This window comes from Haladaptatus paucihalophilus DX253 (genome assembly GCF_000376445.1).
GTDB classification, from domain to species: Archaea; Halobacteriota; Halobacteria; order Halobacteriales; family Haladaptataceae; genus Haladaptatus; species Haladaptatus paucihalophilus.
This window is the reverse complement of sequence record NZ_AQXI01000006.1, coordinates 46838-72691: the sequence shown is the minus strand read 5'-3', so window position 1 is coordinate 72691 and position 25854 is coordinate 46838. Positions and strand designations below refer to the sequence as shown.

The following is a 25854-nucleotide window of genomic DNA, read 5'->3' as shown; positions in this document are numbered from 1 at the left end:
CTCACAGAGAATATGACGTAGTGACCCTCGATCTGTATCATGACTTCCCATATCTTCACTAGTAAGTAGGATCGTACTCTTTCCTCGCATTTTCTCCATTAGCCTCTTTACGTCTAAGAATTTCCCGGGCGCTACCACCGCTCCCCATCTAGACATCGGGAAGGAAATGGATGACAGCTGTCCCAGCCGGCGTCTGCCACGGCGACGATGGGACATTTCTTACTACTAGATGGGGTAAGTAATAAGTTTCGGCTCGACGGATATCGTTTGTTTCAGCCATTTTCACATATCTCGTCTCTGTTCTTTCCTTCCGCCGTGTCCATCGTCTAATCTGACATTCGGTTCCCGGTTTACTCGGTGGATAATAATGGTCGTTCGGGATGATATCTCGATGATGCCCCTTCCCGATTGGAGTACTCGATACCTCTCACTCGGTGTCTTCGGCACGACCGGGGTGGCCATCGCGTGGGTGCTCGACGAGACGGCCGTCATCTACGTCGCGTTCACGACCGTTCTCGCATTCACGACGCTCGCGCTGTTTCACGCCTATCGACTCCGCACCCAACCACCACGGGGAAAACTAGATCGCATCCCATGACACTACCCACGGCTCCGATACTCCTCGCGTCACCTACTCGACTGTGACGCTCTTCGCCAAGTTGCGCGGTTTGTCTATCGGGCGGCCCAAGTTCTTCGCCGCGTAGTACGAGACCAACTGCAACTGGACGTTTGCGAGGAGTCCCGACCACATGGAGTGCGTGTTCGGGATTTCGAGGAAGTCGTCGGATATCTTCTCCGCGGGATGGTCCGCGTGCGCCACCGAGACGATGGGCGCACCGCGTGCCTGTGCTTCCTCGGCGTTCTGGAGCGTCTTCCTGTCCTTGTCGCCGTTGAACAGCGCGAATACGGGCGTGTCCGGCGTTACGAGCGCGAGCGGCCCGTGTTTCAGTTCTCCGGAGGCGAAGCCCTCCGCGTGTTCGTAGGTGATCTCCTTGAACTTCAGCGCACCTTCCTTGGCGACCGCGTTGTTCAGCCCACGGCCAATGAAGAAGAACGCCTCGCTGCCGGTGTATCGGCTCGCGATTCGCTTGGCGGCCGTGGAGTCGAGGACCGTTTGGACGTACTCGGGCAGTTTCTGCAACTCCCGAAGCAGTTCCGCTTGGTCGTCCGGTGCACTCACCGCCTCGATATCCTCTGCGAGACGGAGCGAGAGGAGCGAGAGCATGACCGCTTGTGAGGAGAACGTCTTCGTGGCCGCCACGCCGATCTCCGGACCCGCGCGGATGAACAACGCATCGTCGGCTTCGCGGGCCGCGGTCGAACCCATCACGTTCGTCACCGTGACGGTTCGTGCGCCACGCTCTTTCGCCCCGCGGAGCGCACCGAGCGTGTCCGCCGTCTCCCCGCTTTGGGTGACGGCGATGACGAGCGTGTTCTCGGTGATCGAACCGGTTGCCGAATCGACGTACTCGCTGGCACGGAACGCTTGTGCACGTATTCCCGTCTGGTTGAGGAGCTGTTGTCCGTAGAGCGCCGCGTGGTACGACGTTCCGCAGGCGACGAACTGCACGTCATCGACGTCCTCGAACGTTCCTTCGGGGAAGTCTTCGAGGGTAACCTCGCCGTCCTGCACCCGTCCCTCGATGGTGTTGGTGAGTGCGTTCGGCTGGGTGTTGATCTCTTTGAGCATGTAATGCTCGTAGCCACCCTTTCCGGCGTCTTCGGGGTCCCAATCGATCCGTTCCACGTCCCGCGTGACCATGTTGCCTTCGATGTCGGTCATCGTCACGCCGTTCGGTTCGAGGACGGCGATGTCACCGTCTTCGAAGTACACGACCCTGTCCGTGTGGTCGAGGAAGGCTGGCACGTCGCTGGCGAGGTAATACTCGTCGTTGTCCAGCCCGAGGATGAGCGGCGACCCCTGTCGGGCCGCGTAGATGGCGTGGACGCCATCGACGAGTGCGGCCACCGCGTAGCTTCCTTCGAGGTCACCGATGGTCTTGCGGAACGCATCCTCGATACTGGGCGCATCCTGAAGATAGTATTCGAAGAGATGAGGGATGACTTCCGTGTCGGTGTCGCTCGTGAACTCGTGGCCGTCGCTTTCCAGCCGCTCTTTCAGCTCGGTGTAGTTTTCGATGATGCCGTTGTGGACGACGGCGACGTTTTCCGTCTCGCTCGTGTGCGGGTGGGCGTTTTCGTCGGTCGGCGGGCCGTGTGTGCTCCAGCGCGTGTGGCCGATACCGACGTTCCCCTTCGGGACGCTTCCGACAATGGCGTCTTTCAGCTCCGATATCTGCCCTGAACGCTTGTAGACGGATATCCCCGACCCGTTCTGGACGGCGACTCCAGCGGAATCGTAGCCTCGATATTCGAGGTTTTCGAGTCCCGTCACGAGCTTCGTTATCGCATCACCTTCGCCGATGCGGGCAATGATTCCACACATCCTACGTCTCCTCCGTTCGTCCTGCGGGCTGTTCGTACTGTGGCTCCGGGCCGGTATGCGCTCCCGTATCGCGGACCAAGCCGGAACGAACTGCCGCACGTCCGTCTGGTGTGTCAGGGTAGTTCATGGGTGTATCCTATAGACCCGCCGCCCCAATCGCAGGAGACGACTGGCTCTTGTCTTCGACATTTCGCGCTAACCCCATTACTATAGACTGATTAAGGGGGTATCTTAGCAGGGATGTAAGACGAATGTATGAGTGCTTGCCGCCGTCTCACCGGGTTCAAATGTAATCTCTAATAGCTAAATTCCTCTCCGATATGGGTAGAACTAGTGAAAAATCGGTGGTTTTAGTCACTTTTATGTGGTTTCTCGGATGTGTTGTCCGTGTTTCCGGGTTCCTGTCCGTAGAGGATGACGATGTTTTTCCGCCCGATGTTGATCTTGCTGATCTGCTTTCGATCTTCCATCTTCGAAAGGAGGCGACTCACTTTCGATTTCGACCACCCGGTTCGTTCGATGATTTCTCCCTGTGGAAGCCGTCCGCCGTTCTCGTGTAGGAGTTGCAGCACGCGGTCCGCGTCCGTCGTCACCGTTCCGCTCTGAACCGGTGGCTCCGGTTCGGGTTCGTGACTCGTCTCGTCGCCACCTCCCAACACCATCGGGAGCCAGCTCGTCCCGTTCCGTTGTACCAGCAACACCGTTCCGACGAGTAGACTGAGGAGGACGAGGTACAGACCACCGGTGAGAACGCGACTGTTCGGATTCGTCCCGAAGCGGTGTTCGAATCCGTCGTTCAGACCGTCGCCGTCGGTATCTTTGTTCAGCGGGTCCGTCCCGATCGTGACCTCTTTTCCGTCTTTCAGTCCGTCGCCGTCGGTATCTTTGCTCAGCGGGTCCGTCCCGATCGTGACCTCTTTTCCGTCTTTCAGTCCGTCCCCGTCGGTATCCTGTTTGGTTGGGTCCGTGACGCTTGCGACCTCTTCGCTGTCGCTCAGGTCGTCTCCGTCGGTGTCCTTCTTGACGGGGTCAGTTCCGACATCCACCTCCGCGATGTCGGTTAGTCCATCGCCGTCGGTGTCCGCCCGACTGACGTTCGTTCCGAGTTCCTGTTCGCGGCCATCGGTCAACCCATCCGCGTCCGTGTCCTTTCGTGTCGGATTCGCGCCGAGGCTTATCTCTTGATTGTCACGGAGTCCGTCGCTGTCCGTATCCGCTTTCGTCGCGTTCGTCCCGTAGTTGTTCACCTCCTCTCCGTCTTCGAGGCCGTCCTTGTCCGAATCCTTGCTCGATACGTTGGTTCCGATTTTGATCTCCTTCTCGTTCGTCAGCCCATCGCCGTCATCGTCTCCCGTTTTCACCATGACGTATACCGAAACAGAGCGCTGTGCGATGACGGTCCCACCGTTTTCGACCGTAACGACGACTGTTTGCGCGCCATTAATCTCCGATGAAACGCTGCCGAACGAGAAGTTGATACGCTCCACCCCGCTCGAGGAGAACGACGCGGCTTGGCACGTCGCGGTGTTCGTGGTGTTGTTGTTCGGCGCACGGAAACTCGTACAGACTTGGTACCTCCCGGAGCGGTTTCCGGTGTACACCGTCACGCTCTGGTTGTGAGGTTCGGATCGCCACAGGTAGGTCGTGTTCGCCCCGGTTTCCGCGACACCCGACCCAGCATACGTTACGCTTTGAATGACGAGTTGGTTACCTGACGGTGTTGCACCGACGGGAGAGCCGGTGGCGAGGAGAAGCAGACAGACGGAGAAGACGGCTAGTTGCCTGTTTGTCATATTGGTGTGAAGTCTAGCACCCTGTTTCGTGCGGTGAACCGTTCTATGTTTGGTATTTCCGCGCTCGGTATTTTTCCTTTGGGGTTGGATTTCTACTGCTTCTACCTTTTGTATTTAGCCTGCCTTACTAGTAGGTTACGACCGATATTTCCCGCCTTTTCGGGAAATATCGTGAATAGAGATGTGTAAACATGAAAAACACTACTTGTATTAGTGCCAAACTAATACGGAAACGTATCCGTTTTCTCCACTTTGTTCGGTCGTTAGGCGAGCCGTTGTCCAAGCGTTAGCGTCCAGAACATCCCGAGAATTGCGAGACCGATCGAGCCGTGCGGGAGCAGTGCGAAGGGTGAAAATCCGAGCGTCGATCCGGCGAGAAGGGTCGCTCCGAGGCCGGATGCACCGAGGTAGTAGCGCTCCCATCGGGTCGGCTCATCGTCGCTCTCGTTATCGGTCGTGTCGTCGGTCGTCGTCGGTTCCAAGTATTCGTACAGCACGTTTGCGGTTTCCGTCTTTGTGACCGTGCCGCGACTCTGGTCGTACTCGATAACCCCTTCCTCGTCGAGTTTCGGCAAGTGGGACTGGTAGAGCGGAATGTACACGCGTTGGCGCTCGCTGGACGTGATCGACTGAACGGTGCTATCGTTCTCCCACGCGGCGACCTGTTCCGCGATGTCGCGCATCGAGACTTGTCCCTCCGTATCGTGGAGGTACCGAAGAACGTTCCGTCGTCGCTCGTTCTGAAGGAGGTGATAGATCTGATCCTCGCTCAGTTCTACGGACGTACTCATGTCCGTGGAATTAGACTGTTCTTCGACCTGTTGTGTCGTTGCGCTCATACATGCTGGATTTTCTGGGGAGGTAATAAACGGAGAAGCTACTCCCGGAAGTTGCAGCCAGTTTTTCGCATTGTTCATTTTGATTTTCTTACTTTTCAGACCGTTGTCCCGAGTTTATCCCGGTCCAGTATTGCGATTTCTCACCCACATGTATTTTCATACTAAATGTGATACGGTATCCCTCTCGGACACTGGGTGTCATCTCGGGTACTGGGTAGCATCTCGAACGAGTGTATTCGTATTACGCGCCCGAGACTAGTTCCTTTAGATACTTGTTAGATGCTTGTCTGCGATTCGGAATCTGTTCTTTGCCCCCGTTCCACAATGTACTCGCCCCGAAAAACGGCAATTCTGCGGTACGAGGCCCTTAGTCAGTGTATAATAAAGCCTACAGGGTTTAATGGATTTCAACGAGGATCGCGTCCGACCGGAGAACCGAGGGTAAGCATCTACCTCCTCTTCCCCTCGTGACCGATCTCCGGTGTCGGTCGGTAACGGAGAGCAACCGAATGGAGGACAATCACCCATGAACTCGACGATAGGAGACATCGACAGCCAGCGGGACTACGCTGGAAGTGACCAGAACGACGTAAACGATAGCCGAGAAGCGACGATATGCGTCGTCGGTCTCGGCTACGTTGGACTTCCGTTGGCGGTCGGTTTCGACCAGGAAGGGTACAACGTCGTCGGCTTCGATATCGACGACGGCAAAGTCGAAACCCTTCGCGGCGGCATCGACACGACGGGCGACCTCGGCGACGACGCAATCGCCGAGAGCGAGATTACCTACACGAACGACCCCGAAGAGATCACCCGCGCGGACTACGTGATGATCACGGTTCCGACGCCGGTGGACGAACACGACCAGCCGAACCTCGACTTCGTGAAGGCGGCCGGGCGGACGGTGGGCGACTACATGTCCCCCGACACGACCGTCATTCTCGAATCGACGGTCTTCCCGGGTGCGACCCGAGAAGCCCTCGTCCCTGCAATCGAGGAAGCGTCTGGACTGACGTGCGGCGAGGACTTCTTCGTCGGCTACTCGCCCGAGCGCGCGACGCCGGGCGACCCGGAGCACGGTCTCCGTGACGTGGTGAAAGTCGTCGGCGGAATGAACGACGACGTGCGCGACGACATCGCCGAACTGTACTCGACGGTCATCGACGCGGGTGTCCACAAGGCCGCGTCACTCGAAGTTGCGGAAGCGAGCAAAGTCGTGGAGAACGTCCAGCGCGACTTGAACATCGCCCTCGTGAACGAGTTGGCGATGGCCTTCGACAACATGGACATGGACATCGACACGCGCGCGGTGCTCGAAGCCGCTGGCACGAAGTGGAACTTCCACGACTATCGCCCCGGACTGGTCGGTGGACACTGCATCCCCGTCGACCCGTACTTCTTCATCCACCGGTCCAAGCAGGCCGGATTCTCCCCCAACCTCATCCAAAAGGGGCGCGACGTGAACGAGTCCATGCCCGCTCATGTCTCGAACATGATGATAAAGGAGCTGAATCAGGCCGGGAAAGCGCTCCGGGACAGCCGCGTCCTCATCCTCGGGATGACCTACAAACCGGACGTGGCCGACATCCGAACTTCGAAAGTGGACGGCATCATTCGACAGCTCCGCGAGTTCGACATCGAAACCGTCGGCTACGACCCGCACGGCGACAACGACCTCATGGGCGAGAAGTTCGGGATTCCGATCCTGGAGGACGAGGAGTTCTCCGTCGAGGGATTCGACGGCATCGTCCTCGCGACGCCCCACCACGAGTTCTACGACCTCGACTTGGCGGAGCTCGCGGCGGAGATGAACGACGACCCGTGCTTCGTGGACGTCACGGGCTCGTTCAAGCCGGAGAAAGTAACCGACGCCGGGTTCGCTTACCGGAGGGTGTAGATGTACGAAGGGCACACGATAGGCGTCGTCGTGCCCGCGTACAACGAAGAAGGGTTCGTTGGCGATGTCCTCGACTCGCTTCCCGACTTCGTAGACCGCGTCTATGTTGTTGACGACGCCTCGACTGACGGTACGTGGGACGAAATTAGAGCACACGCGGCAATCGAACGTGCGCCGCGTGCTGGCGAGAGTGACGACACCGACGGACAGGTCGTCGCCATCCAGCACGAAGTGAACAGAGGTGCCGGTGCGGCCATCAAGACGGGGTATCTCGCCGCCCGCGAGGACCAGACCGACATCACCGTCACTATCGACGCGGACGGCCAGATGGACCCCGGTATGATGACGCGGTTTCTCGACCCCATCGTGGCGGGGGACGCGGACTACGCGAAAGGGAACCGCCTTTCGAATCCCGAATTCCGCCACGAGATGCCGCGGTTTCGCCTGCTCGGCAACTGGATGCTGACGTGGCTGACGCGCATCGCCAGCGGCTACTGGGACGTGACGGACCCGCAGAACGGTTACACCGCGATTTCGCTCCCCGCGCTCGAAGCCATCGACCTCGAAGGGATGTACGAGTACTACGGCTACTGCAACGACATCCTCGTGAAACTGAACGTGGCCGGAATGCGCGTGGCGGACGTGGACATGCCCGCGACCTACGGCGACGAGGAGAGTAGCATCGAGTACAACGACTACATTCCGAAGGTGTCGCTCATGCTCCTCAGGAACTTCCTCTGGCGGCTCGGGTCGCGCTATCGCACCCATCCCCTCGGTATCGCCTACCTCGTCGGCATCGTTAGCGGCGTTGTCGGTATCGCGCTCGGCGTTCGGGCCGCTGGCGCGACGCTCACCGGTTCGGAGAGCGACGACGGCCGAAAATCACTCACGTCGCTCGTCGTCGGCGTGGTCGGCATCATCGTCGGGGTCGTTCTCGACCGGAGGGAGAACACATGAAGGTGTTCGTCACCATTCAGCACCCGGCACACGTTCACTTCTTCCGCAACGCCATCGCGGAACTGGAGGCGGACGACCACGACGTGCACGTCTTCGCCCGCGAGAAGGAGATGGCGGTCGAACTTCTCCGACGATACGATATCAGCCACGAAGTGCTGGCCGGTACCGCCTCGGGGCTCTCACAACTGGCGCGAGTACAGGCGACCTACGAGGCACGCCTGCTCCGCCGCGCGGTCCAGTTGAAGCCCGACGTGATAACCGCTATCGGCGGCGTCGCGGCCGCGCACGTGGCGAAAGTTACGGGTGCACGAAGCGCCATCTTCTACGACACGGAACACGCGAAGCTCATCCAGAACCTCGCGTTCCCGTTCGCGGACGCCGTTTACACCCCTGATTGCTATACGAGAAACGTCGGCTCGAAACAGGTGCGGTATCCCGGGTATCACGAACTCGCGTATCTCCACCCCGACCGCTTCACCCCCGACCCGACGGTGGTCGAAGACCTCGGCCTCGACCCGGACGAGACGTTCACCGTCCTTCGTCTCGTCGAGTGGGGTGCCTCACACGACGTTGGGCAGGGCGGATTCGACGACGTGCACGACGTAGTAGAGCGGTTGGAGGACGCCGGTTCCGAGGTGCTCATCACCTCGGAGCGGACGCTCCCCTCGTCGCTCGAATCGCGCCGGGCGACCGTTCCGCCTCATCGGATGCACGACCTACTCGCCTTCGCCGACCTGTTCGTCGGCGAGGGTGCGACGATGGCCGCTGAGAGTGCCGTTCTCGGCACCCCGGCAATCTACGTCAACACGCTCACGATGGGATACACGGACGAACTGGACGAGCGCTACGAACTCCTGTTCAACTATCAACAGGAGGACCGACACGCGCGAGCGCTCGAACAAGCAGTCTCCATCCTTGAAGGCGACGCCGACTGGCAGGAACGTCGGCAGCGACTTCTCGACGACAAGGTGGACACGACGGACGTCATTTTGCGTGCGATTACGGGACGTTCCGGGAACGCACGCGGTCGGACGGCGCAGACCGGCGCGGAGGTTTAAATACGATGATGGAACCACGATTCGACGAACGGAGGCACTGATCGATGTTCGGGAGAATGTCCGGCTGGCTGAAACAGCGACGCTTCGACGTTGACGCCGCGATTATCGGCTTCATAATCGCGCTCGGGCTGTTTCCGCTGCGGTTTTTCGCCTCACAGATATACATCAAGACGATTCCCATCGTCCTCGGACTGGGATGTGCGCTCTATCTGCTCGCGGTTCGCAACGACCGCGAGACGATGAACGCGTATCCGTCCGTTTCACAGCCGGTGGCCCAGATACTGCCGACCATCGGTTTCCTAACGATGGCCGCGATGGTCGCCGTCGCGCTGCACGCGGGTCAGCGGTCCCTGCTCTTCCACGTCCTTTCGGGCGCGACGGGGACGCTCATCATGCTGCAAATCCTGTTCGTCGACGACGAGGACTTCCTCCCGTCGCTCCTGCTGGTGCAGATACTCTCACTCGCGTTCGTCATCCGATTCATGGCGGTGTACACCACGCCGTCGTACATCGGAATCGACATCTGGACGCACATGACGCAGTTGGCGGGAGGCGTGCTCGAACAGCACTCCCTGTCCGCGATGAACGGGAACAAACACATCGCGGCACCGCTGTTCCACCTGCTCGTCGCGTCCTCGTCGATGTTGTACGACGTGTCCCTCCGCAACGCGTTGTACCTCTCCATCGGCGTCGTGATGCCCATGACGATAGTGTTCGTCTACGGAGCGACGAAACTGCTCGTCCCGGCTCGATGGGCCGTGTTCGCGGCGATGCTCTACTCCATCGGTGACTATTTCATCGAGTGGGGAATTCACCTCATTCCGACGAGCCACGGCCTGTTGTTCTTCGTCGCCATCGTCTACGCGCTCCTGCGCATTATGCGATTGGAGTACAACGCACGGGACTTCAGCCTGCTCGTGTTCCTCTCCATCGCCATCATCCTCACCCACCAGGTCTCGACGTTCATCATGCTCGTCGTGCTGTTCTCGGGGCTCCTCGCCCAGTTCGTCCTCAAACTGGGACTCTTCCAGACGACCGCGCGTCGGCCGGGCGTGTATCGCAAGCTGGAGCCGGTCAACCTCGCGGGACTGCTCGCGTTCGACGTGGGACTCATCACCTTCATGTGGTCGTTCACCCCGTACAACGGGAACTCGTTCCTCGAAACCGTGCTGTTGTATCTCGAACAGACGCTGGTGTCGAGTGCAGGTCTGTTGAACCTTGCGAGCAACAACTCCCAATACATCTCCCTTCCCGCTCCGACGCTCATGCAGAAAGTGGCGTCGTACGTCGATACGATGGGATTCCTCATCCTGTTCGGGTTGACTGTCGTCGGTTGTCTGTACGTCCTCCGGCGGAAGCGCATCTCGCATTCCGTGTTCACGCTCCTGTTCGCGACCGTCGTGATGACGGGGTTCACACTCGGATTGCCGATGTTCGGCATCCGTAATTTCATCCCGCAGCGATGGTTCGCGTTCCTCTACGCGCCGATGGCCATCCTCGCCGCCCTCGGCGTCGGATATCTCGTCCACAATCTCAACCGAAACGTCGTCGTCGTGGCGTTGCTGGTCGTCGCGCTCGTCTATCCGAGCGTGATGGTGATGTCCAGTCACGGTGCTATCGACAGCCCCGTGTTCAAAGATGAGCAGGCGCGCTTGACGTACACGAAACCGGAAGTCGCCGCCGTCTACACCATCTCGGACATGACCGGGTCTCCCGATTCGGCGAACATCTTGCCGAGTCAGGTGATACACACGGACCACCCGTATCAGACGGTGTTTTCGAGAACGGGGTCGTATCCGGCAGCAGCTGCCAACCTCTCCGCTGACAATCGGGACGGACCGACGGACCACCCGATAACCGTTTACCGTCGGTATCAGTCAACGGGGACGCCGAAGTTCGTCCTCGTGAAGCACGTCACGAAGGACGGCGAGCAGATAACCGCCACCGTTCCCGTTCAGCGGCAGGTGTCACAGCAACAGTTGTGTCGCCCCGACCAGAGCATCCTCTACAACAACGGCGACGTGATGCTCTGTGCCAACCGGACGATATAGACTGACCCCGTTTCTTCCGTTCTCCTAAAGAGAGCAACCCTTTTCTCACATCCTCTTGCATGCTGTACCATGCACGGAAAACGCGTCCTCGTCACCGGGGGTGGCGGATTTATCGGTTCGAATCTCGCCAATCATCTCGCCGAAGAGAACGACGTTATCGCCATCGACGACGGCTATCTCGGAACCGAAGAAAACCTCGATGAGGCGGTCGAATTCCAGGAACGAAGCGTTCTCGAAGACGATTTGCCGACGGACGTGGACGTCGTCTTCCACCTCGCGGCACTGTCTTCCTACGCGATGCACGAGGAGAACCCGACGAAGGGCGTTCGGGTGAACGTCGAGGGATTCGTCAACACCGTCGAACAGGCCCGAAAGGACGGCTGTGATACCGTCGTCTACGCGACCACCTCCTCCATCTACGGAAGCCGAACGGAACCGTCCCCGGAAGATATGGACGTGGAAGCTCGAACCGGCTACGAGGCGTCCAAACTGGCCCGCGAACGATATGCGGAATACTTCGCCCACCACTACGACATGAACATGGCCGGAATGCGGTTTTTCTCCGTCTATCAGGGCTACGGCGGCGCGGAAGAACACAAGGGCGAGTTCGCCAACATCATCGCCCAGTTCGCCGACGACATCGCGAACGGTGACTCGCCGGAGATCTACGGCGACGGCAGTCAGACGCGCGATTTTACGCACGTCTCTGATATCGTCAGCGGTCTCGAACTCGCGGCCGAGAACGAACTCACCGGCGTCTACAACCTCGGCACGGGCGAAAGTTACGACTTCGATACCGTCGTCGAGTACATCAACGAGGAACTCGGAACCGACGTGGAACCGGTGTACGTCGAGAACCCCATCCCGGAGGACGTGTACGTCCACGACACGATGGCCGACGTGAGCAAGTTCACCGAAGCCACCGGCTGGGAACCGGAGATTACCTTCGAGGAAGGCGTCCGTCGCGTCTGCTCCCAGTACCAGTAGTCCGTTTTCTTTCCGTTCGGCCGTCGTTCGAGACGACAGGGGTCAGTTGTGTGAGACGAGTCCCGACCTTTACGAGAAGAAGCCGCCGTCGTCGGTAGTCGTCGTAGTGGTAGTCGTCGTTGTGGTTCCCGTCGTAGTGGTCCCCGTCGAAGTCGTGGTGGTGGTCGTCGATGGCGGTTGCGAACTCGTCGACGTCGTTTGCTGTTGTGTCGTTTGCCGCCTCGTCGTCTGCTGTTGTGTCGTCCGTTGTTGTTCCGTCGTTTGCCGTTGTGTCGTTTGCTGTTGTTCCGTCGTCTGTTGGTCGTCTCCGCCGTCGCTACTCGTTCCGCTGTCAGACTTTTGGGTATCGCTTCCCGTATCCGTCTGTTCTGAGAGCCCGCTCCGCGAGGAAACCCACGCGCGAGCCTTCATGTACGGTTCGCCCGACGCAGACCCCTTGTACAGGAGGAGTTGGACGCGGACGTTCTCGCCGGTGAACGCCGGGTCGCCGGTGAGTTTCACCTGCTTTTTCTCCCCGGCATCGACCGTCACCTGCTCTTTGGCGAACTGGGATTGCTTCGTGACCTCTCCCCCATCGACCTGCTGGATGACCGCGACGACGGTGTACTCCGTCCGCTCTCGCTCGTGATTGTGAACGCTGACCGTCACGCCGTCAGCGGCGAGGTCGGTGTCGTACATCGTATTCGTCTTGCTGTTCACGTCGTTCGTGTTGCTCACGTAGAATTCCGTGAACGCCTTCCCCTGTGGTGGGTTGAGCACCGCGAACCCGACGCTCGACGCCAGCAGGAGGAACGCGATTACGATGCCGACGTTCAGCGCTACCGTTACGCCGCTTCCCGAACGGCCGCTCGGATTGAACAGCAAGCCGGGTACCCCGGGCGAATATCGTCGCTCGGCCGGGACGCGCAGTCGCCGTATGAACGCGATAACTCCGAAAATCGCGGTGAACCCGACGATGCCGTACAGAATCGGATGCACGCGAACGCCCCACGGCGTGAAGTTCGAAAGCGCGGCGATCATGGGGACGACGGCGACGCTGAGCGCGGCCGCGAGCGCCACCCGCTCGGGTCCGCCGACGGCGTACGCGGCGTCGTCGTTCCCCGATCCGAACGTCCGTGTTTCGCCCTCGCTGCCCTCCGGGAACAGTGCCGAGATGAGAACGTATCCCGGGAGAAAGACGACGAGCGGGAGTACGAGGGCGACACGTACTCGTCCACCGAGTTCAACATACGCCGCTACTCCGCCGACAGCGGTCAGCATAAGCGCTAGTACGAGGTCGAGAAACCACCAGCGGCTATTCGTACTCATTGACGTGAAAATCGACCTGAGCGGGTTTTATTATACGGCTCCTAATCAGTTTTCCGACCGTACTTCGTCGGCTCCGCGCCGCTTCGACCCCGCGTCGTCGGTTCCCTGTGCCTCGGTCGGCATGTGCAGAACGTCCGTCGGGTTGACCATGTTCTCCGAACACTGCGCGACCCAGCCGACCATATCGTTGATCCGGAGCTTGTGACGCGACGGAAGGTCGTGAATCGTCTCGTTTTCGGGGAACAACCGCTGGTCCAAGTTGTAGCGGTCATACACCTTCTGTCGGTCGGGCCACGCGGGTTGGAACTCCGTGATGAACGGGAGTTTTCGGCGCACGAACTGCTCCATCTGGGACAAGAACGTCGACGTGTACGGCCGGTCCGGAGGACGGTGGCGGAACAGGTCCTCGTCCAGCTGCCGAATCGCTCGGATGAACGTCGACGTGTTCCGGTACTCCGGCGGCGTTTGCAGGTGCCACTCCAGCAGCTCCGTGTCGGCCGCGATGAACGATTCGAGGTAGTTATCCGCGAGGTGGGTCCGCGACGGAATCGTCGGCTGGTTCCGGATGCTGAACAGCGCGAGAGCGTTCTGCACGGAGTCGGTCCGCTTCCAGCAGCGGTCGAACTCCGAATCGATGGCTTGCCGGACGAACTTTCCGGCGGCGTCAGGGTCGGACGTGTACTTCTCCGCGACCTTCCTGCTCCGATCGGGAAGGTAGCCGAAGTTGTCGAGCGACGCCTCGATCGGGTCGGGGTCCGACTCCATCTTCTTCGTCGGGATGGTCTTTCCGAACAGCTTCAACTCGGTTCGCTTGTGACCGAATCCCTTCAACAGCGTGTCGAACAGCAGGGCGTGATACATCGTGTCCACTTCCATCTCGCTGTTGTAGCCCGCGTGATGGATGTGGATGGACTCCTTGATGCCCTGCGTGTCGCGCACCTTCTGTTCCCCGGGCGTGATGTACCGGTCGTTCGTCACCAGCGTCGTGTGGTCCACGTTGTACTGTTTCGCCAAGCGCCGGGCGACCTTCACCTCCTGTGCGTCCGGCATTCCGACGGTGTAGCTGTGGTCGAGGTCGGGAAGCTGTGACAGCAGCGTCCGCGAATCGTACCCCGCCGACAGCAACAGACCCTTCTTGCCCGGCTGACGCGAACGGAGTCGAATCGCACGCTGCATCCGGTCCGCGAGTTCGCTCGCGTAGTCCATCTCCCGCTCCTCGTAGACGAACCGGTCGAGTTCGCCCGCCTCGTCCGGGGTGAGATAGCCGTCGAACGGCGCGCGGTGGAGCTCGTGAAACAGCGTTTTGTCGCCGAGAACGACGCCCATGTGAAGGAACTCGCCGACCGACTGTCGGCGCATCGTCGGGTTGTCGATGGTCTTTGCGACCTCCGCCGCGTCGGACCCGAACACGCGCACGCCGGGGTCGTCGGTGTAGAAACACTCCCACGACCGGATAGAGTCGGTGAGCACGATGGTGTCCCCGTCGTGTTCGATGAACGCGAGGTACGACCCGTTGAGCGACCTGATGGCGTCCACTCCGTTTTCGGCGTACTGTTCCAACAGCCAGCGGGCGGGTTCGGACCACCCGCGTTTGTTGGGGTACGCCTCTCCCCAGATGATACACGACCCGAGTTCGCCCGAGTACGAGGCACTCCGACCGGGAATTCCGAGTCCCGTATCTCGAATTCCGACGGTCGCAACGTTGCTCGTCACGATATCGTCGAACTCCCGCTCGGAGCGGAACCGTTCGAACTCGTCTCGATCACCGAAGACACCAAATATCTCTTTGTTCATCCTTCGTGCTCCTCCGTTGGGTCTGTGGGCGGTCGCTCCGTGCCACGGCGGCATCGGACTGCGCGCCGATTTCGTCTCGTGCCTTCCTCTCTCGCTCGTGTCACGGTTGGCTCTACTGCTGTCTATAGCGTCAATGAGGGTTAACTATACACAGTATAACATCAGGAAAATTGTGTTTAGGGGCCTCTGAAACCGTTTTCACTCCCCGACAGCACCGACCATCGTCCGGAACACGTCGCGGATTCCGTAGTTCCCCCACAGCTCCATGGTGACGATGGCGGCACCGTACACGACGACGCCCGTTGCGACCATGATTCCGAACTTCGGGATACCGCCGACGGGTACTTTCGTCCCGACGAAGACCACGACCGCTACCATTCCGATGCTCGCCACGAGCGGGTACAACAGGAGGCGAAGGAACTGCCTGTAGCTCCCTTCCACTTCGCGGACGGCGAGGTAGGTCGAAACCGGCTCGGAGAACAGAACGGAGTTGCCGACGATGACCGCGCTCGTTCCGATGACCCCGTACGCCGCGGTCGCCGGGTAGATGGTCAACAGGATGATGGCGAGCTTTCCGACCTGTATCTTGGTGGCGAGGTCGGGTTTGCCGACCGCCTGGAACAGCGGGCCGGTCGTCGCTCCGATGGACCGGAGCAGCCCCCACACCGCGAGCAACTGCATGATGGGAATCGCAGGCACCCACTCCGGACCGAGGAACGCGTGAACGAACGCGGGTGCGACCGCCACGATGCCCGCCGCCAACGGAATCGAGATGAACGTGGTCAGTTGCACCGTCTTGAAGAACGCGCGGCGGAGGTTCGCGGCGTCGTTCTGTAGCTTCGAGTACGTCGGGAAGATGACGCTCGTCAGCACCTTCGTCACTTCGGTCGCCGGGGCGTTCGACACCTTGTACGAGTACTGATAGAGGCCGATAGCGGCGCTGCCGAGCAACCATCCGACGAACACGTCGTCCCCTTCCGTGATGAGGAAGACGATGATTCCCGATGCCGTAATCCACTTTCCGTATCCCACGAGTTCCCGCGTCTGGTCCATATCGATGCTCGGCCACGGGCGGTATCCGTGGAGGACGTACGACAGCGACGTCGCCACCACCACGCCCGCGATGTCGCCGACCACGAGCGACCACACGTTGCCCCAGAGCAACGCCAATCCGATGGTCACGCTCACCGCGGCGACCGCTTTGCCGACGAGGTAGACGAACTGCTTGTCGTAGTCCAAATCCTTGCGGAAGTAGACGATGCCGGGGTTCTGAATCCCGGTTATCAACGGCACCAACGACATCACCTGAATCACCTGCGTCGCTGGCGGTTGCGCGCCGAAGAAGTCCCGCGCGATGTACGGTGCCGCGAGGAACCCGATGGAGGCCAGTATCGCCCCGCGAACCGCCGATAGCGTCCACGCGGTGTCGAGGTACTCGTTGATGTTGTCCTCCTCTTTCTGAATGAGTGCCTGCTTGATGCCGAGGTTCGAAAAGCGGCGCATCGCCGCCAACGTCAACAGCGCGTATGCGACCAACCCGAACTGCACCGGAGTCAGAATGTTGGCGAGCACGACGAGTTTGACCAGTTGCAGGCCGCGTCCGATGACGTTCGCCATCGACGCCCAGATACCGCTCGTCACCGCACGACCCGAGATGTCGTCACCCGGCGTCAACGTCGCTTTCACCCATCGAAGCAGTTCGATTGGCGACCGTCCGCTCATCGTCTCTCCTCCCTCGTGTTCCGCCCGTTCGCGCTCGGTCCAGCCGTCACATCCACCGTTTCGCCGTCCGACGCACCGTCCGCGCCGCCGTCGGTGACCGTTTCCGCCGAACTGCGTACCGTCGCGTCGTACGCATCGCTTTCGGGCAACAGCGTCTCGACCGGCCGGTCGTCGGTCGCCGACCGATACACCGCCGCCGTCCGTTCGCCGACGACATCCCAGTCGAACGACATCGCGCGCTCGCGCGTTTGCCGCCCGATTTCGTCGAGGTCGAGCGTCGGTGCGCGTTTCATCGCCGTCCGAAGGCCGCTCGGGTCGTCAGGGTCGTACAGCAGTTCGGTTTTCGGCCCGAGCACGTCGGGTAGACAGCCGAGTCGCGGCGCGATGACCGGCTTTCCGAACGACATGGCGAGGATGACGCTCCCGGACGTGAGAACGCGCGTAAACGGCAGGACGACCGAATCCGCCGCGTTCATGTACAGCTGAATCTCGTCGTCGGGGATGTAGGTGAAGTCGGTTCGAACGCGGTCGTCGGCCCGGCATCCCCGCGCGAGTTTCGCGCTCTCCTTGCGGTCGTTCGGCGGATTTCCGGCGATGACGAGACGAGCATCCTCGTCGTCGATGGTGCGGAACGTCTCCACCAGTTTCGGGACGTTCTTGTACGACCGCACGTTCCCGAAAAAGAGGTACACCATCTCGTCGTCGCCGAATCCGAAGTGCTCGCGGGCTTCGGCTCGGCTGACCTCGTTTTCGTAACTCCCGACGTAGTTCCCGTGAGAGACGACCGTGATTCGCTCCTCGTGTTCGTCCGGGAGGTCGTACGCGCTCATCACACGGTCGCGTGCGGCCGGACTGTGGACGATTATCTCGTCACATTGCCGGGCGAACAGCGCGCGCACGCGCCGTTCGAATCGTGGGAAGTGCCGCTCGTGCTGAAGAACGTTGTGAACCGTCCAGACGATGGAGATGCCGAGCAACTTCGAAATCAGCACTTCGAAGGCGAAGCGGACCGCGGCCACATAGCTCCGCGTTCGCGTTCGCCCGATTACGAACTGGTGGAGCCAGTGGAAATGCAACACGTCCGGGTCGTTTCGTGCGACTCCGGAGAGAACGGGAGCGAGGCCGCTAGCACTCCCACGCGAGACGGAGACGCCGTGTGATTCGAGCGCATCCGCCAGCAGCAGTTGGTACGGATTGTCGTCGTGATTCGGAAGAAACAACACGTTCATCGGTGTGATTTTGGATTCCTCTCGTACGCCGTGTGTCGGCAACCGGTGCTCATCGAAACAGATACTCTTTGCGACCTTTGTTATGGGGCTGCTAAGTCGAGCCGTTCGCCTCCGTTCTCCCGCTTATCGATGATATATATTTATCAGTCGACCTCCGATTGTGCTTTGTATGCGTGATTTGGAGCGATGGGCCGCCCAAAGCCGCCTGTGGAATCTCTGTAAACAGGCGGGTATCGCGCCAGCAATTGCGACACTCTACTGGCACGCCAAACTGGCACTCCATCTCTGGTCCGTCCCCGTGACCGTCGGGGGATATACGGTCGAATTCGCCACCGACTCTCGGACCGAATATTCCCGCGTGACATCGCTCGTCGGCGAACAACCCGTCATCGAGTCGTTGCTGAACGATGTCCGCGAATCGGACGTGGTGTACGACATCGGCGCCAACATCGGGACACACACCTGTTTCGTCGGGAAACGGCTCGATAGCGGCGTGGTCGTCGCGTTCGAACCGATGCCGACGAATGCGATTCGACTTCGACACAACCTCTCCGCAAACGTTCCCGTCAGCCGATGGGATATCGCCGAGTTCGCCCTCTCGGACGAGGACGGTGCGGGCTCACTCGCCGTCGAGAGCCGAAACTACGGCGAGGGAAAACACGCCCTTTCGGTCGATGGCGAGCTCGAAATCGACGTGTTTCAAGGGAAAACGCTGGTCGAGACGGGACGGTACCCCGCACCGGATATCCTCAAAATAGACGTCGAAGGTGCCGAACTCCAAGTTCTCCGTGGATTCGACGATATTCTATCCGACGTTCGCGTCGTCTACGCGGAACTTCACCACGAGTTGAGCGAACAGTACGACACCTCGACAGCGGAAATCGAAGCGTATCTCCGCGAACACGGTTTCGACGTCGAACGCCTCAGCGAGCGCTCGGACGCGTACCATATCCGCGCGGTAAACTCCCGAGGTACCGAGCCGAAGTGAGAGCGGAGAGCGGGCGGTCGTTAGAACTCGTTACCCCAGCCGTCGTATCCGTCGGCGCTGTTGTCCTCGATGCCGTTTTCGAGGTTACACTTCTTGACGTAGACGTCCTCGGCCTCGGATTTGAGCAACAGGCCGACGTCGCCGCGCCGCGACCGAGCGGAGACGCCTTCTATCCACGTTCCCGTACCCTTGTCCGTTATCGGGCGGTCTTCCGAAACGTAATCTCCCTCGTAGATGAGGCAGTTGTCTCCGGTGTTCGTCAGGGCGCGTCGGCCCCAGCCACCGCCGTAATCGACGTTTACGCCGCGGAACTCACAGTCGTCACGGTAGTTCTGGATGGCGCTTCGGGTCCCCTCGGTGGGCGATTCGCCGCTGATCGTAACGTCTTCGAGGTAAACGGGTTCGTCGCCATCGCGGATCTTGATGACCGGGCCGCCGCCGGTCTCGTGTTCCACGTGCGTGCGCTTGATACGGGTCCGTCCGCCCGATCCTCGAATCGAGATTCCCGTACACGGGTCGTCGGTATGAACCGCGACGGTGCAGTTATCGACGTAGTTGTAGTTTGCACCTGCGGTAATCCAGATCGCCGGGCTGTCCGAGACGTTCGTCTGGAAATCGACGTTCTGCGCGACGAGGAGGCTCCCGTCTTCCATGCGGAGGCCGCGCTGGGAAATCCCGTGCGGGTTCTCCTTGTCCACGATGATCGTCGCGTCCTTGATGTAGCTGTCGTGCCCTCCGAGTCGTACGTTTGCGCCCGTGCTGTTCTGGAAGCGGCCCCCCTCGATCTGAATCGAGCCGGAACCGTGTGCGGCGTACAGGCCGTTGTCCGGGAAGCTGCCGAGGATGCAATCGCGGAAAGTGAGCGTCCCCTTGTTGTGATTCGAGAGGATTCCGGTCGGACCGCGCCACAGCGAATCGCTCGGCGTGTTTCCTTCCCACGCGGCGCCGTCGGGCGCGTGGAACCGTTCGACGAGTCCTTCGCCGTCGGAATCGGTGATGACGAACCGCCCCGGTCCCCACGTCCCGCTGTCGTGTTGGCCGAGGATTTCGATGTCCCGAACGATGAGGCCGTCGTCGATGGCGGCCTCGATGACGCGGATGCCGGTGTCGTCCGCCGTCTGGTCCACGGTGAAGCCCTCGATTCGAAGGTCCGTTCCGGGGTCGTAGTCCACGCCCATTCGGAAGAGTCGGTAGTTTCCGTCGCCGTCGTCGTCGAAGTCGTGGTAGCTCGCGGGGACGAGTTCCGCGTCGTCCCCGGCCATCCCGAAGTTGTCGAAGCCGGTGAAACGGAACTGGTTGTCCATGTAATACCGTCCGGATGGGAAATAGAGGAGCGTATCGTCGTCCGCGTGTTCCTGAAGAACGGGTGTGATGGACTCGTTTCCGTCGTCGTCCGCCCCGACGTCCGTTATGTCAATGACCGTATCGTACTGGTCTTCGTAATCCGATTTGCTCGCAGAAGCAGACCCCATGACAGCGGTCGTCGCCGCGATTGCTCCGGTGAGCTTAAGATATGTTCTTCGACTCGTAATGCTTCGATTTTGCCTGTCTGACGCCATCAAAACACCCAAACAAATCCCTCATATTAATTATCTGGTGCCTAGTTCAGTCCCTCCGTGTTTTCCCGCTGTTGGAAACGTTGCAAACGGTGTTTCGCGCCCGGATTTCTCACATGCACAATCATTGACATTGCGCCCTTAAGCGCCATATAAGAAAATACCTATGTCTGTTTGGGTAGGGTAGCGATGAGACGACAGACACGACGCACGTTCCTGACGACCGTCGGCGCAGCCGGTACCGCTGGTCTCGCCGGTTGTTCCGGTGTTATCGGCAACGATAGCGATAACTCCTCCACGACGAGTAGCACTAACGGCAAGGGCAACGGAACGAACACCGGCGGCGGCGAGGAAACCACGACCGAGGGTGGTAACGACGCCCCCGCCGGTCCACAGACCTTCGAGGGCTTCGAAAAGCTCGGCCCGTGGAGCGCCGTCGACGGGCAGGGAAGCCTCAAGAAGAGCACGAAGGTGAAATACGAAGGGTCACAGTCCGCCCACATCGTCGGCAGCAAGCAGACCAAGCAGGGGATGATTCATCGCGTCAACTTCGGTGACAATCCCGCCGACTTCAGCGGCAAGAACCTCTCCCTCGCGTTCAAGTGCACGTCACACGACTTCGTGAAGATCGCCGTGCAGCTGTACGCGCCTGACCGCGGCCACATCGTCGAGATGAAACGGACGCTCTACGGGCCGAAGGGCAAGTGGGTTCGCGTCAACCTCGGCGTCACCAGCGAGATGGACCCGAAGAAGATCGACCTCTCGAAGGTTTACGAACTCCGCATCATCGGTCGGTCGACGGACCCCAACACCCAGAAACCCATCGAGTTCTACGTGGACGACCTGAAAACCGTCCCCGCCCCCGACAAGGGGATGGTGATGCTCACGTTCGACGACGGTCTCGAATCGCAGTACACGAAGGCGTACAAAACCATGAAAAAGTACGGCTTCTCCGGCGTCGACGCCATCATCTCGGATGCCGTCTTCGACGACGGGTTCCTCAACCGGACCCAGATGAACGAGATGGTAAACGACGGTTGGGACATGATCTGCCATCCCAACACGCAGGCGACGCCGATGGACAAGCGGCCGAAAAAAGAGCAGGAGAAGCTCATGAAGGAGTGCCAGCAGTGGCTCAAGAAGTACGGCTACGACGGTCACAAGTACATGGCCGTCCCGAAGAACGTCGTCGGGCCGAACACGTTCGACCTCGCGCAGAAGCACTTCGACCTGACGCTCTCGTTCGGCGCGTCGCCGAACGCGCTCCCGGCGATTCAGAAGAACACCATCATCTCGCGGATGTACGGTCAGGGTGACCTCAAGAACGTCAAACAGAAGATCGACCACGCCGCCAAGTACAAACAGCTCTCGCCGCTCCTGTTCCACAAGATCGGCGGGGAAAACGGCGTTCCCGAGAAGCGGTTCGAGAACATCCTGAAGTACATCAAAAACAAGAACGTCGAAGTGGTCACCATCTCGGATCTGGAAGAGAAGGGAATGCTCATCTAAGCCCCTTCGACGCCTGTCATTCGCTTTCTCCGCCCGTCCCCGCACGGCTATCGTGCGTCTCTTTTAGCCGCGGGCCGGAATTTCCCCGCCCGCGTTTCGACCCGCTGAACCGACGGTCGTTCGCTTTTCATCTCGCCGTCGTGCGTGACGCATCCGTGAGACGCGTCTCTCCGTCGCTCGTCCGTTCCCGTTCCGTCCACGTCGCGCACATCGCCCGCGACGACCGCGCCGCTTGGACGCCCATGCTCCTCGCTCGGAGCTAAATGCCTGTCTCGCTCGCGTCTCTCGGCTCTCGAACCGATCGAGTACGGCGGTCAGGCTGTCTCGTTCAGTCCGAAAGCAAAAACAGCACCGTCGGTCCCCTTTCGCCCCCGTTCAGTGCTCATCCAGAACTACCGTTCCCGCGGTTCAGTCCGCGTTCTGGTTGAAGTCGTCGTTCGTATCGTCGCTCACAACCACGACGACGAATTCGTCGTCGTATTCGACGTGGAACCGCTACTCGTCGTCGATGACGTTGTGTCCGTCGGTGACGATGTGGTGCCCGCCGTCGACCCCGTGGTCGTCGTGGACGACTGTGACGTCGTACTCGCGCCACTCGTCGTTGTCGTCGTACCGGGGGTAGTCGTGGTTGTCGATGGCGGTGTCGTGGTTGTGGTCGTGGTCGTCGTTGTCGTGCTGGTGGTAGTCGTGGTCGTCGGTGGTGTCGTGGTGGTGGTCGTACCGCTCGTAGTCGTGGTCGTGGGCGGCGATGTGGTCGTCGTCGTGGACGGTGGCGGATTCGTATCCGTCGTGGTGGACGGCGGTGGATTCGTATCGGACGTCGTGGATGGTGGCGGATTCGTATCCGTTGTCGTCGTTGACGGCGACGTACTCGTCTTCTCCGTGGTGGATTTCGCTTGCGTCGTCGATTTCGTCGGCGTCGTACCGTGCGTCGTCTCGGCCACCGTCGTTCCCGCGACCGTTTGCGTGTTATTTATGGACGATCCTTGGTTCGCACCGCCGACTCCGCCGATTCCGCCGATTCCGGGGTCGAGGAACGCGTACCCGATCCCCGAGACGAACAGCAGAATGCCGGTGACGACCATCAGCTTCTGTATCGAGTCGGATGACATTGTGTTTTCTCTCACTTTGGTCTGTAGTGTTTCGGCCCGCGAGCCGAGCGGTTCGGGGAACGACGAGAGCGTATCGAAGACCTCTCCGAAACCGAGGGCTCCCGTCGCGAACGCGAAGAACGTGAAGACGCCCAGTCCGAGCGGTGGGACGAGGGCGAGGGCCAACGGGACGTGGAACCCCGCGATGAGGGGGCGAACGTCGAGTACTCGCGCGAGAACGAAGATGGGGGGTGCCGACAGTATCGTCGTCCCCAAAATCCGTCCCAGGCGGGCGTCCGATAGGGGGTCGAAGCCGACCTTTCGGGCGCTCCAGAGGTGGAAGACGAACATCGAACCGTAGCCGATACTCGTCGAAACGGCTGCTCCCTGCATCCCGTACCGTGGAATGAGCAGGAAATTCAGGACGAAGTTTATGCCCGCCGCCGTCCCCGTGGCGATAATCGGGTATTTCAGGTCGCCCTTCCCTTGCGAGATGGCGAGGATGGGTCGGGCGACCGCGAACCCGAGCGACCCCGGCAACAGCAAGAGCAGTGGCGTCACCGCGGGCAGGTACTTCGCACTGAAGTAGACCGGGACGGCGATGTTCGCGAGCGCCGCCAGACCCAGCCCCATCACGCCGGTCAGGAGGAACGTGTAGCGGGTCGTCCGCGCCGACAACTTCGAAATGCGTTCGGTCTTCCCGTTCGACCACAGTTCGGACGTGGAGTGGACGAACACCGTCTGGAGCGCCATCGGAATGAACCACAGGAACTCCGCGAGTTTTAGCGCCGCGCGGTAGTATCCGACCTGTTCGTTGCTCCCCGACATCAGCTGGAGCATCAGGATGTCGACGTGGTACAGCGACATGAGGAGCAGGATGAGCACGATGGACAGCGAGTTGAACGCGAGCATCCGGCGCCGCGGGAAGTCCTCCGGCGTCGACCGAAGGAAACTACGGAGCGACGTCCGCTTTATGATGAGCGCGAACCCGATGACCGCCACCATGGTCGCCGCGGCTATTTTCCCGGCTAACGCGCCGAGAACCGCGATTTCGAGCATTCCTCGGTTTCGCATGTAGTAGACCAGCGGCAGGGCGACGACGATGAACGTCACTCGCTGGACGACCTTCAGGGGTTCCGAGTATCGCTCCAAACCGAACCCCATCAGCGTCCGACGGGCGTACGCTTGGAACTGACTCGCTATCGTCATCACCGTGAGGAGGTAGAAGTACAACTCGTACTCCGGGCCGAAAATCCACGCGACGACCCCGGTCCACGTCGCAAGCGCGAGCAGTATCGCTCCCGCGACTGCGAGCACGAGCGCGAGTCGGAAGTAAAACCCGACGACGTACTCCTCCCAACAGTCCATCTCGTGCTCCTCGGCGATGAACTTCCGAACGCCGTCCGAGATGCCGGAGCTGACGAGTATCATGAACAGGGAGAACACCGACAGAACGGTAGTGTAGACGCCGATGCCGGTCGGTCCGAGTAACCGATACAGTATCGGCGTCGTCATGATACCGATGACGAGTGTGAGGACTTTCGTCCCGGCGACCGAAAGGACGCCGCTCAGAATGCTCCGTTGCACGTACGCCCCCTCGATGCAGTGCTCGTCATTCCAGTATCTATCATCACAGTGTTTCTAAAGGGACTTTATTATGAATCGGATAGAGACGGTTTTACGCGTATCCGAGGTCCTGTAATCGCTGCTCGACGTCGACCGACACGTCCTCCTCCATGTGTTCTCCCTCGTCACCCTCGGTGATGCTCCGCCGTGCACCGTTCTGGTGGACGAGCCACGGGACCGTCGTCAGTTGCGGGATGTAGATGCCGTTCGGGTGGCCGTACTCCGCCATCGGAATCGGCCGCGCGCGTTCGCCGAACGCTTCGCCGTGGTCCGCCGTCACGACGCTCTTGCCCTGGAGCGTCGAGAGCAGTTCCTCGACGTGGGGGAGCACCATCTCGACGTTCTCCTCGTAGGCCTTGTAGAGGACGCTGACCGGAACGTCCACTTCCCCGGCCATCACGCGGTTCCAGAAGTCGAGCGAGTCGAGGTCGAGGTGTTCTTTCCCCGTCGGTCCGATGAACGGATAGTGGGGTTGGATGAAATGGACGACCAATCGCTTGTCCGGGTACTGCTCGGCGGCGTCCTTCGCGACATCGACGACCGTTTCGGGGCGGACGGTTCGGAACTCGTCGTCCCAGCCCTCGTCCTGCCAGATGTTGATGACGTCGTGGAGTTGTACGTCTATCCGGTCGCGCTTCCGGTAGAGCTGGGGATTCGCGGTCACGTAGACGGTATCGCGGAGGTCGGCACCGTCGAAATACGTGGCGAGAAAGTCCGGCGTCGAACTCGATTTGGTTTGCCGTGACTGAAGCTCTCCGGGAAGCGTGTTGCACTTTTTGAAGGTATCGTAGCGGCAGGCGTCGAGAATAATGAGGTTGTCCCAGTCCTCGTCGAAAAATTCGACGGCGTCGGGACTCGGCTCTTTACGCTTATAGTAGTGCTTATTCAGCTCCCGAGTAACGAGATGTGGCTCCTTGATGCCACGTCGGACACGCCGAATCGTCTCCGTGATGTTCATGTACCGGAGCACAGGATTCGTGTCTATATTATTATCCGTCCCTTA

Annotated in this window: 18 protein-coding genes; 8 read left to right on the top strand and 10 right to left on the bottom strand. The window is 60.1% G+C overall.

Annotation, left to right across the window (positions count from 1 at the left end):
* The first annotated feature begins 367 nt into the window (after positions 1 to 367).
* Positions 368 to 598, top strand: a complete 231-nt coding sequence (locus tag B208_RS0122825) for a hypothetical protein (protein ID WP_007981175.1) — start codon at positions 368 to 370, stop codon at positions 596 to 598.
* Between the two features lie 33 nt (positions 599 to 631).
* On the opposite strand, the gene glmS is transcribed toward B208_RS0122825, so the two are convergent.
* From glmS to B208_RS0122805, 3 genes are all read right to left on the bottom strand, one after another.
* Positions 632 to 2446 carry a glutamine--fructose-6-phosphate transaminase (isomerizing) gene (gene glmS / locus B208_RS0122820; protein ID WP_007981174.1) on the bottom strand — a complete coding sequence of 605 codons (1815 nt, stop codon included), beginning with the start codon at positions 2444 to 2446 and terminating at the stop codon, positions 632 to 634.
* A 350-nt stretch (positions 2447 to 2796) separates the two neighbouring features.
* On the bottom strand, positions 2797 to 4239 hold the full coding sequence (locus B208_RS0122815; protein ID WP_232423947.1) for a helix-turn-helix transcriptional regulator: 1443 nt from the start codon (positions 4237 to 4239) through the stop codon (positions 2797 to 2799).
* Between the two features lie 263 nt (positions 4240 to 4502).
* The gene (locus tag B208_RS0122805) at positions 4503 to 5078 is read right to left on the bottom strand and encodes a DUF7344 domain-containing protein (RefSeq protein WP_007981167.1); all 576 of its coding nucleotides are present in this window, start codon (positions 5076 to 5078) and stop codon (positions 4503 to 4505) included.
* A 526-nt stretch (positions 5079 to 5604) separates the two neighbouring features.
* Between B208_RS0122805 and B208_RS0122800 the strand changes: the two genes are divergently transcribed.
* The 5 genes from B208_RS0122800 to B208_RS0122780 all read left to right on the top strand — a co-directional run bounded on the left by B208_RS0122800 (position 5605) and on the right by B208_RS0122780 (position 12028).
* Positions 5605 to 6975 (top strand): nucleotide sugar dehydrogenase, encoded by a 1371-nt coding sequence (locus B208_RS0122800; protein ID WP_007981165.1) that lies wholly within the window; start codon positions 5605 to 5607, stop codon positions 6973 to 6975.
* Entirely contained in the window at positions 6976 to 7932 is a 957-nt protein-coding gene (locus tag B208_RS0122795) for a glycosyltransferase family 2 protein (protein WP_007981164.1), read from the top strand.
* Positions 7929 to 8990, top strand: coding sequence for a DUF354 domain-containing protein (locus B208_RS0122790; protein ID WP_007981162.1), 1062 nt, complete (start codon positions 7929 to 7931; stop codon positions 8988 to 8990). Before B208_RS0122795 ends, B208_RS0122790 begins: the two co-directional genes overlap by 4 nt.
* A gap of 44 nt (positions 8991 to 9034) precedes the next feature.
* Positions 9035 to 11041 carry a hypothetical protein gene (locus tag B208_RS0122785; protein ID WP_007981161.1) on the top strand — a complete coding sequence of 669 codons (2007 nt, stop codon included), beginning with the start codon at positions 9035 to 9037 and terminating at the stop codon, positions 11039 to 11041.
* A 69-nt stretch (positions 11042 to 11110) separates the two neighbouring features.
* Positions 11111 to 12028: an NAD-dependent epimerase/dehydratase family protein gene (locus B208_RS0122780; RefSeq protein WP_007981160.1), complete on the top strand. Its 918-nt coding sequence runs from the start codon at positions 11111 to 11113 to the stop codon at positions 12026 to 12028.
* Between the two features lie 69 nt (positions 12029 to 12097).
* On the opposite strand, the gene B208_RS0122775 is transcribed toward B208_RS0122780, so the two are convergent.
* The 4 genes from B208_RS0122775 to B208_RS0122760 form a co-directional block, all read right to left on the bottom strand.
* The gene (locus B208_RS0122775; RefSeq protein WP_232423946.1) at positions 12098 to 13336 is read right to left on the bottom strand and encodes a DUF1616 domain-containing protein; all 1239 of its coding nucleotides are present in this window, start codon (positions 13334 to 13336) and stop codon (positions 12098 to 12100) included.
* A gap of 45 nt (positions 13337 to 13381) precedes the next feature.
* A complete protein-coding gene (locus tag B208_RS0122770) occupies positions 13382 to 15130 on the bottom strand; it encodes an asparagine synthase-related protein (RefSeq protein WP_007981158.1) in 1749 nt (582 codons plus the stop codon).
* A 198-nt stretch (positions 15131 to 15328) separates the two neighbouring features.
* Positions 15329 to 16852, bottom strand: a complete 1524-nt coding sequence (locus B208_RS0122765) for a lipopolysaccharide biosynthesis protein (protein WP_007981157.1) — start codon at positions 16850 to 16852, stop codon at positions 15329 to 15331.
* Complete coding sequence (locus B208_RS0122760) at positions 16849 to 18081, bottom strand: glycosyltransferase (RefSeq protein ID WP_007981156.1); 1233 nt, start codon at positions 18079 to 18081, stop codon at positions 16849 to 16851. The genes B208_RS0122765 and B208_RS0122760 overlap by 4 nt, the downstream gene beginning before the upstream one ends.
* 169 nt (positions 18082 to 18250) lie before the next feature.
* Here B208_RS0122760 and B208_RS0122755 point away from each other — a divergent pair, with 169 nt between their 5' ends.
* Complete coding sequence (locus B208_RS0122755; protein WP_007981155.1) at positions 18251 to 19069, top strand: FkbM family methyltransferase; 819 nt, start codon at positions 18251 to 18253, stop codon at positions 19067 to 19069.
* A 20-nt stretch (positions 19070 to 19089) separates the two neighbouring features.
* Here B208_RS0122755 and B208_RS0122750 read toward each other — a convergent pair whose 3' ends face one another.
* Complete coding sequence (locus tag B208_RS0122750) at positions 19090 to 20541, bottom strand: hypothetical protein (RefSeq protein WP_007981154.1); 1452 nt, start codon at positions 20539 to 20541, stop codon at positions 19090 to 19092.
* A gap of 273 nt (positions 20542 to 20814) precedes the next feature.
* Between B208_RS0122750 and B208_RS0122745 the strand changes: the two genes are divergently transcribed.
* On the top strand, positions 20815 to 22134 hold the full coding sequence (locus B208_RS0122745) for a polysaccharide deacetylase family protein (protein ID WP_007981152.1): 1320 nt from the start codon (positions 20815 to 20817) through the stop codon (positions 22132 to 22134).
* Between the two features lie 449 nt (positions 22135 to 22583).
* Here B208_RS0122745 and B208_RS0122740 read toward each other — a convergent pair whose 3' ends face one another.
* Together B208_RS0122740 and B208_RS0122735 are read right to left on the bottom strand one after the other, a co-directional pair.
* Positions 22584 to 24812 carry an oligosaccharide flippase family protein gene (locus B208_RS0122740; RefSeq protein ID WP_007981148.1) on the bottom strand — a complete coding sequence of 743 codons (2229 nt, stop codon included), beginning with the start codon at positions 24810 to 24812 and terminating at the stop codon, positions 22584 to 22586.
* A 91-nt stretch (positions 24813 to 24903) separates the two neighbouring features.
* Complete coding sequence (locus tag B208_RS0122735; RefSeq protein WP_007981147.1) at positions 24904 to 25809, bottom strand: alkaline phosphatase family protein; 906 nt, start codon at positions 25807 to 25809, stop codon at positions 24904 to 24906.
* Positions 25810 to 25854: the final 45 nt, after the last annotated feature.

What these genes read in the sequence shown, in the direction of transcription:
- B208_RS0122825 (WP_007981175.1), top strand. Translation starts at nt 368, where the DNA reads ATGGTCGTTCGGGATGATATCTCGATGATGCCCCTTCCCGATTGGAGT.
- glmS (WP_007981174.1), bottom strand. Translation starts at nt 2,446, where the DNA reads ATGTGTGGAATCATTGCCCGCATCGGCGAAGGTGATGCGATAACGAAG.
- B208_RS0122815 (WP_232423947.1), bottom strand. Translation starts at nt 4,239, where the DNA reads ATGACAAACAGGCAACTAGCCGTCTTCTCCGTCTGTCTGCTTCTCCTC.
- B208_RS0122805 (WP_007981167.1), bottom strand. Translation starts at nt 5,078, where the DNA reads ATGAGCGCAACGACACAACAGGTCGAAGAACAGTCTAATTCCACGGAC.
- B208_RS0122800 (WP_007981165.1), top strand. Translation starts at nt 5,605, where the DNA reads ATGAACTCGACGATAGGAGACATCGACAGCCAGCGGGACTACGCTGGA.
- B208_RS0122795 (WP_007981164.1), top strand. Translation starts at nt 6,976, where the DNA reads ATGTACGAAGGGCACACGATAGGCGTCGTCGTGCCCGCGTACAACGAA.
- B208_RS0122790 (WP_007981162.1), top strand. Translation starts at nt 7,929, where the DNA reads ATGAAGGTGTTCGTCACCATTCAGCACCCGGCACACGTTCACTTCTTC.
- B208_RS0122785 (WP_007981161.1), top strand. Translation starts at nt 9,035, where the DNA reads ATGTTCGGGAGAATGTCCGGCTGGCTGAAACAGCGACGCTTCGACGTT.
- B208_RS0122780 (WP_007981160.1), top strand. Translation starts at nt 11,111, where the DNA reads ATGCACGGAAAACGCGTCCTCGTCACCGGGGGTGGCGGATTTATCGGT.
- B208_RS0122775 (WP_232423946.1), bottom strand. Translation starts at nt 13,336, where the DNA reads ATGAGTACGAATAGCCGCTGGTGGTTTCTCGACCTCGTACTAGCGCTT.
- B208_RS0122770 (WP_007981158.1), bottom strand. Translation starts at nt 15,130, where the DNA reads ATGAACAAAGAGATATTTGGTGTCTTCGGTGATCGAGACGAGTTCGAA.
- B208_RS0122765 (WP_007981157.1), bottom strand. Translation starts at nt 16,852, where the DNA reads ATGAGCGGACGGTCGCCAATCGAACTGCTTCGATGGGTGAAAGCGACG.
- B208_RS0122760 (WP_007981156.1), bottom strand. Translation starts at nt 18,081, where the DNA reads ATGAACGTGTTGTTTCTTCCGAATCACGACGACAATCCGTACCAACTG.
- B208_RS0122755 (WP_007981155.1), top strand. Translation starts at nt 18,251, where the DNA reads ATGCGTGATTTGGAGCGATGGGCCGCCCAAAGCCGCCTGTGGAATCTC.
- B208_RS0122750 (WP_007981154.1), bottom strand. Translation starts at nt 20,541, where the DNA reads ATGGGGTCTGCTTCTGCGAGCAAATCGGATTACGAAGACCAGTACGAT.
- B208_RS0122745 (WP_007981152.1), top strand. Translation starts at nt 20,815, where the DNA reads ATGAGACGACAGACACGACGCACGTTCCTGACGACCGTCGGCGCAGCC.
- B208_RS0122735 (WP_007981147.1), bottom strand. Translation starts at nt 25,809, where the DNA reads ATGAACATCACGGAGACGATTCGGCGTGTCCGACGTGGCATCAAGGAG.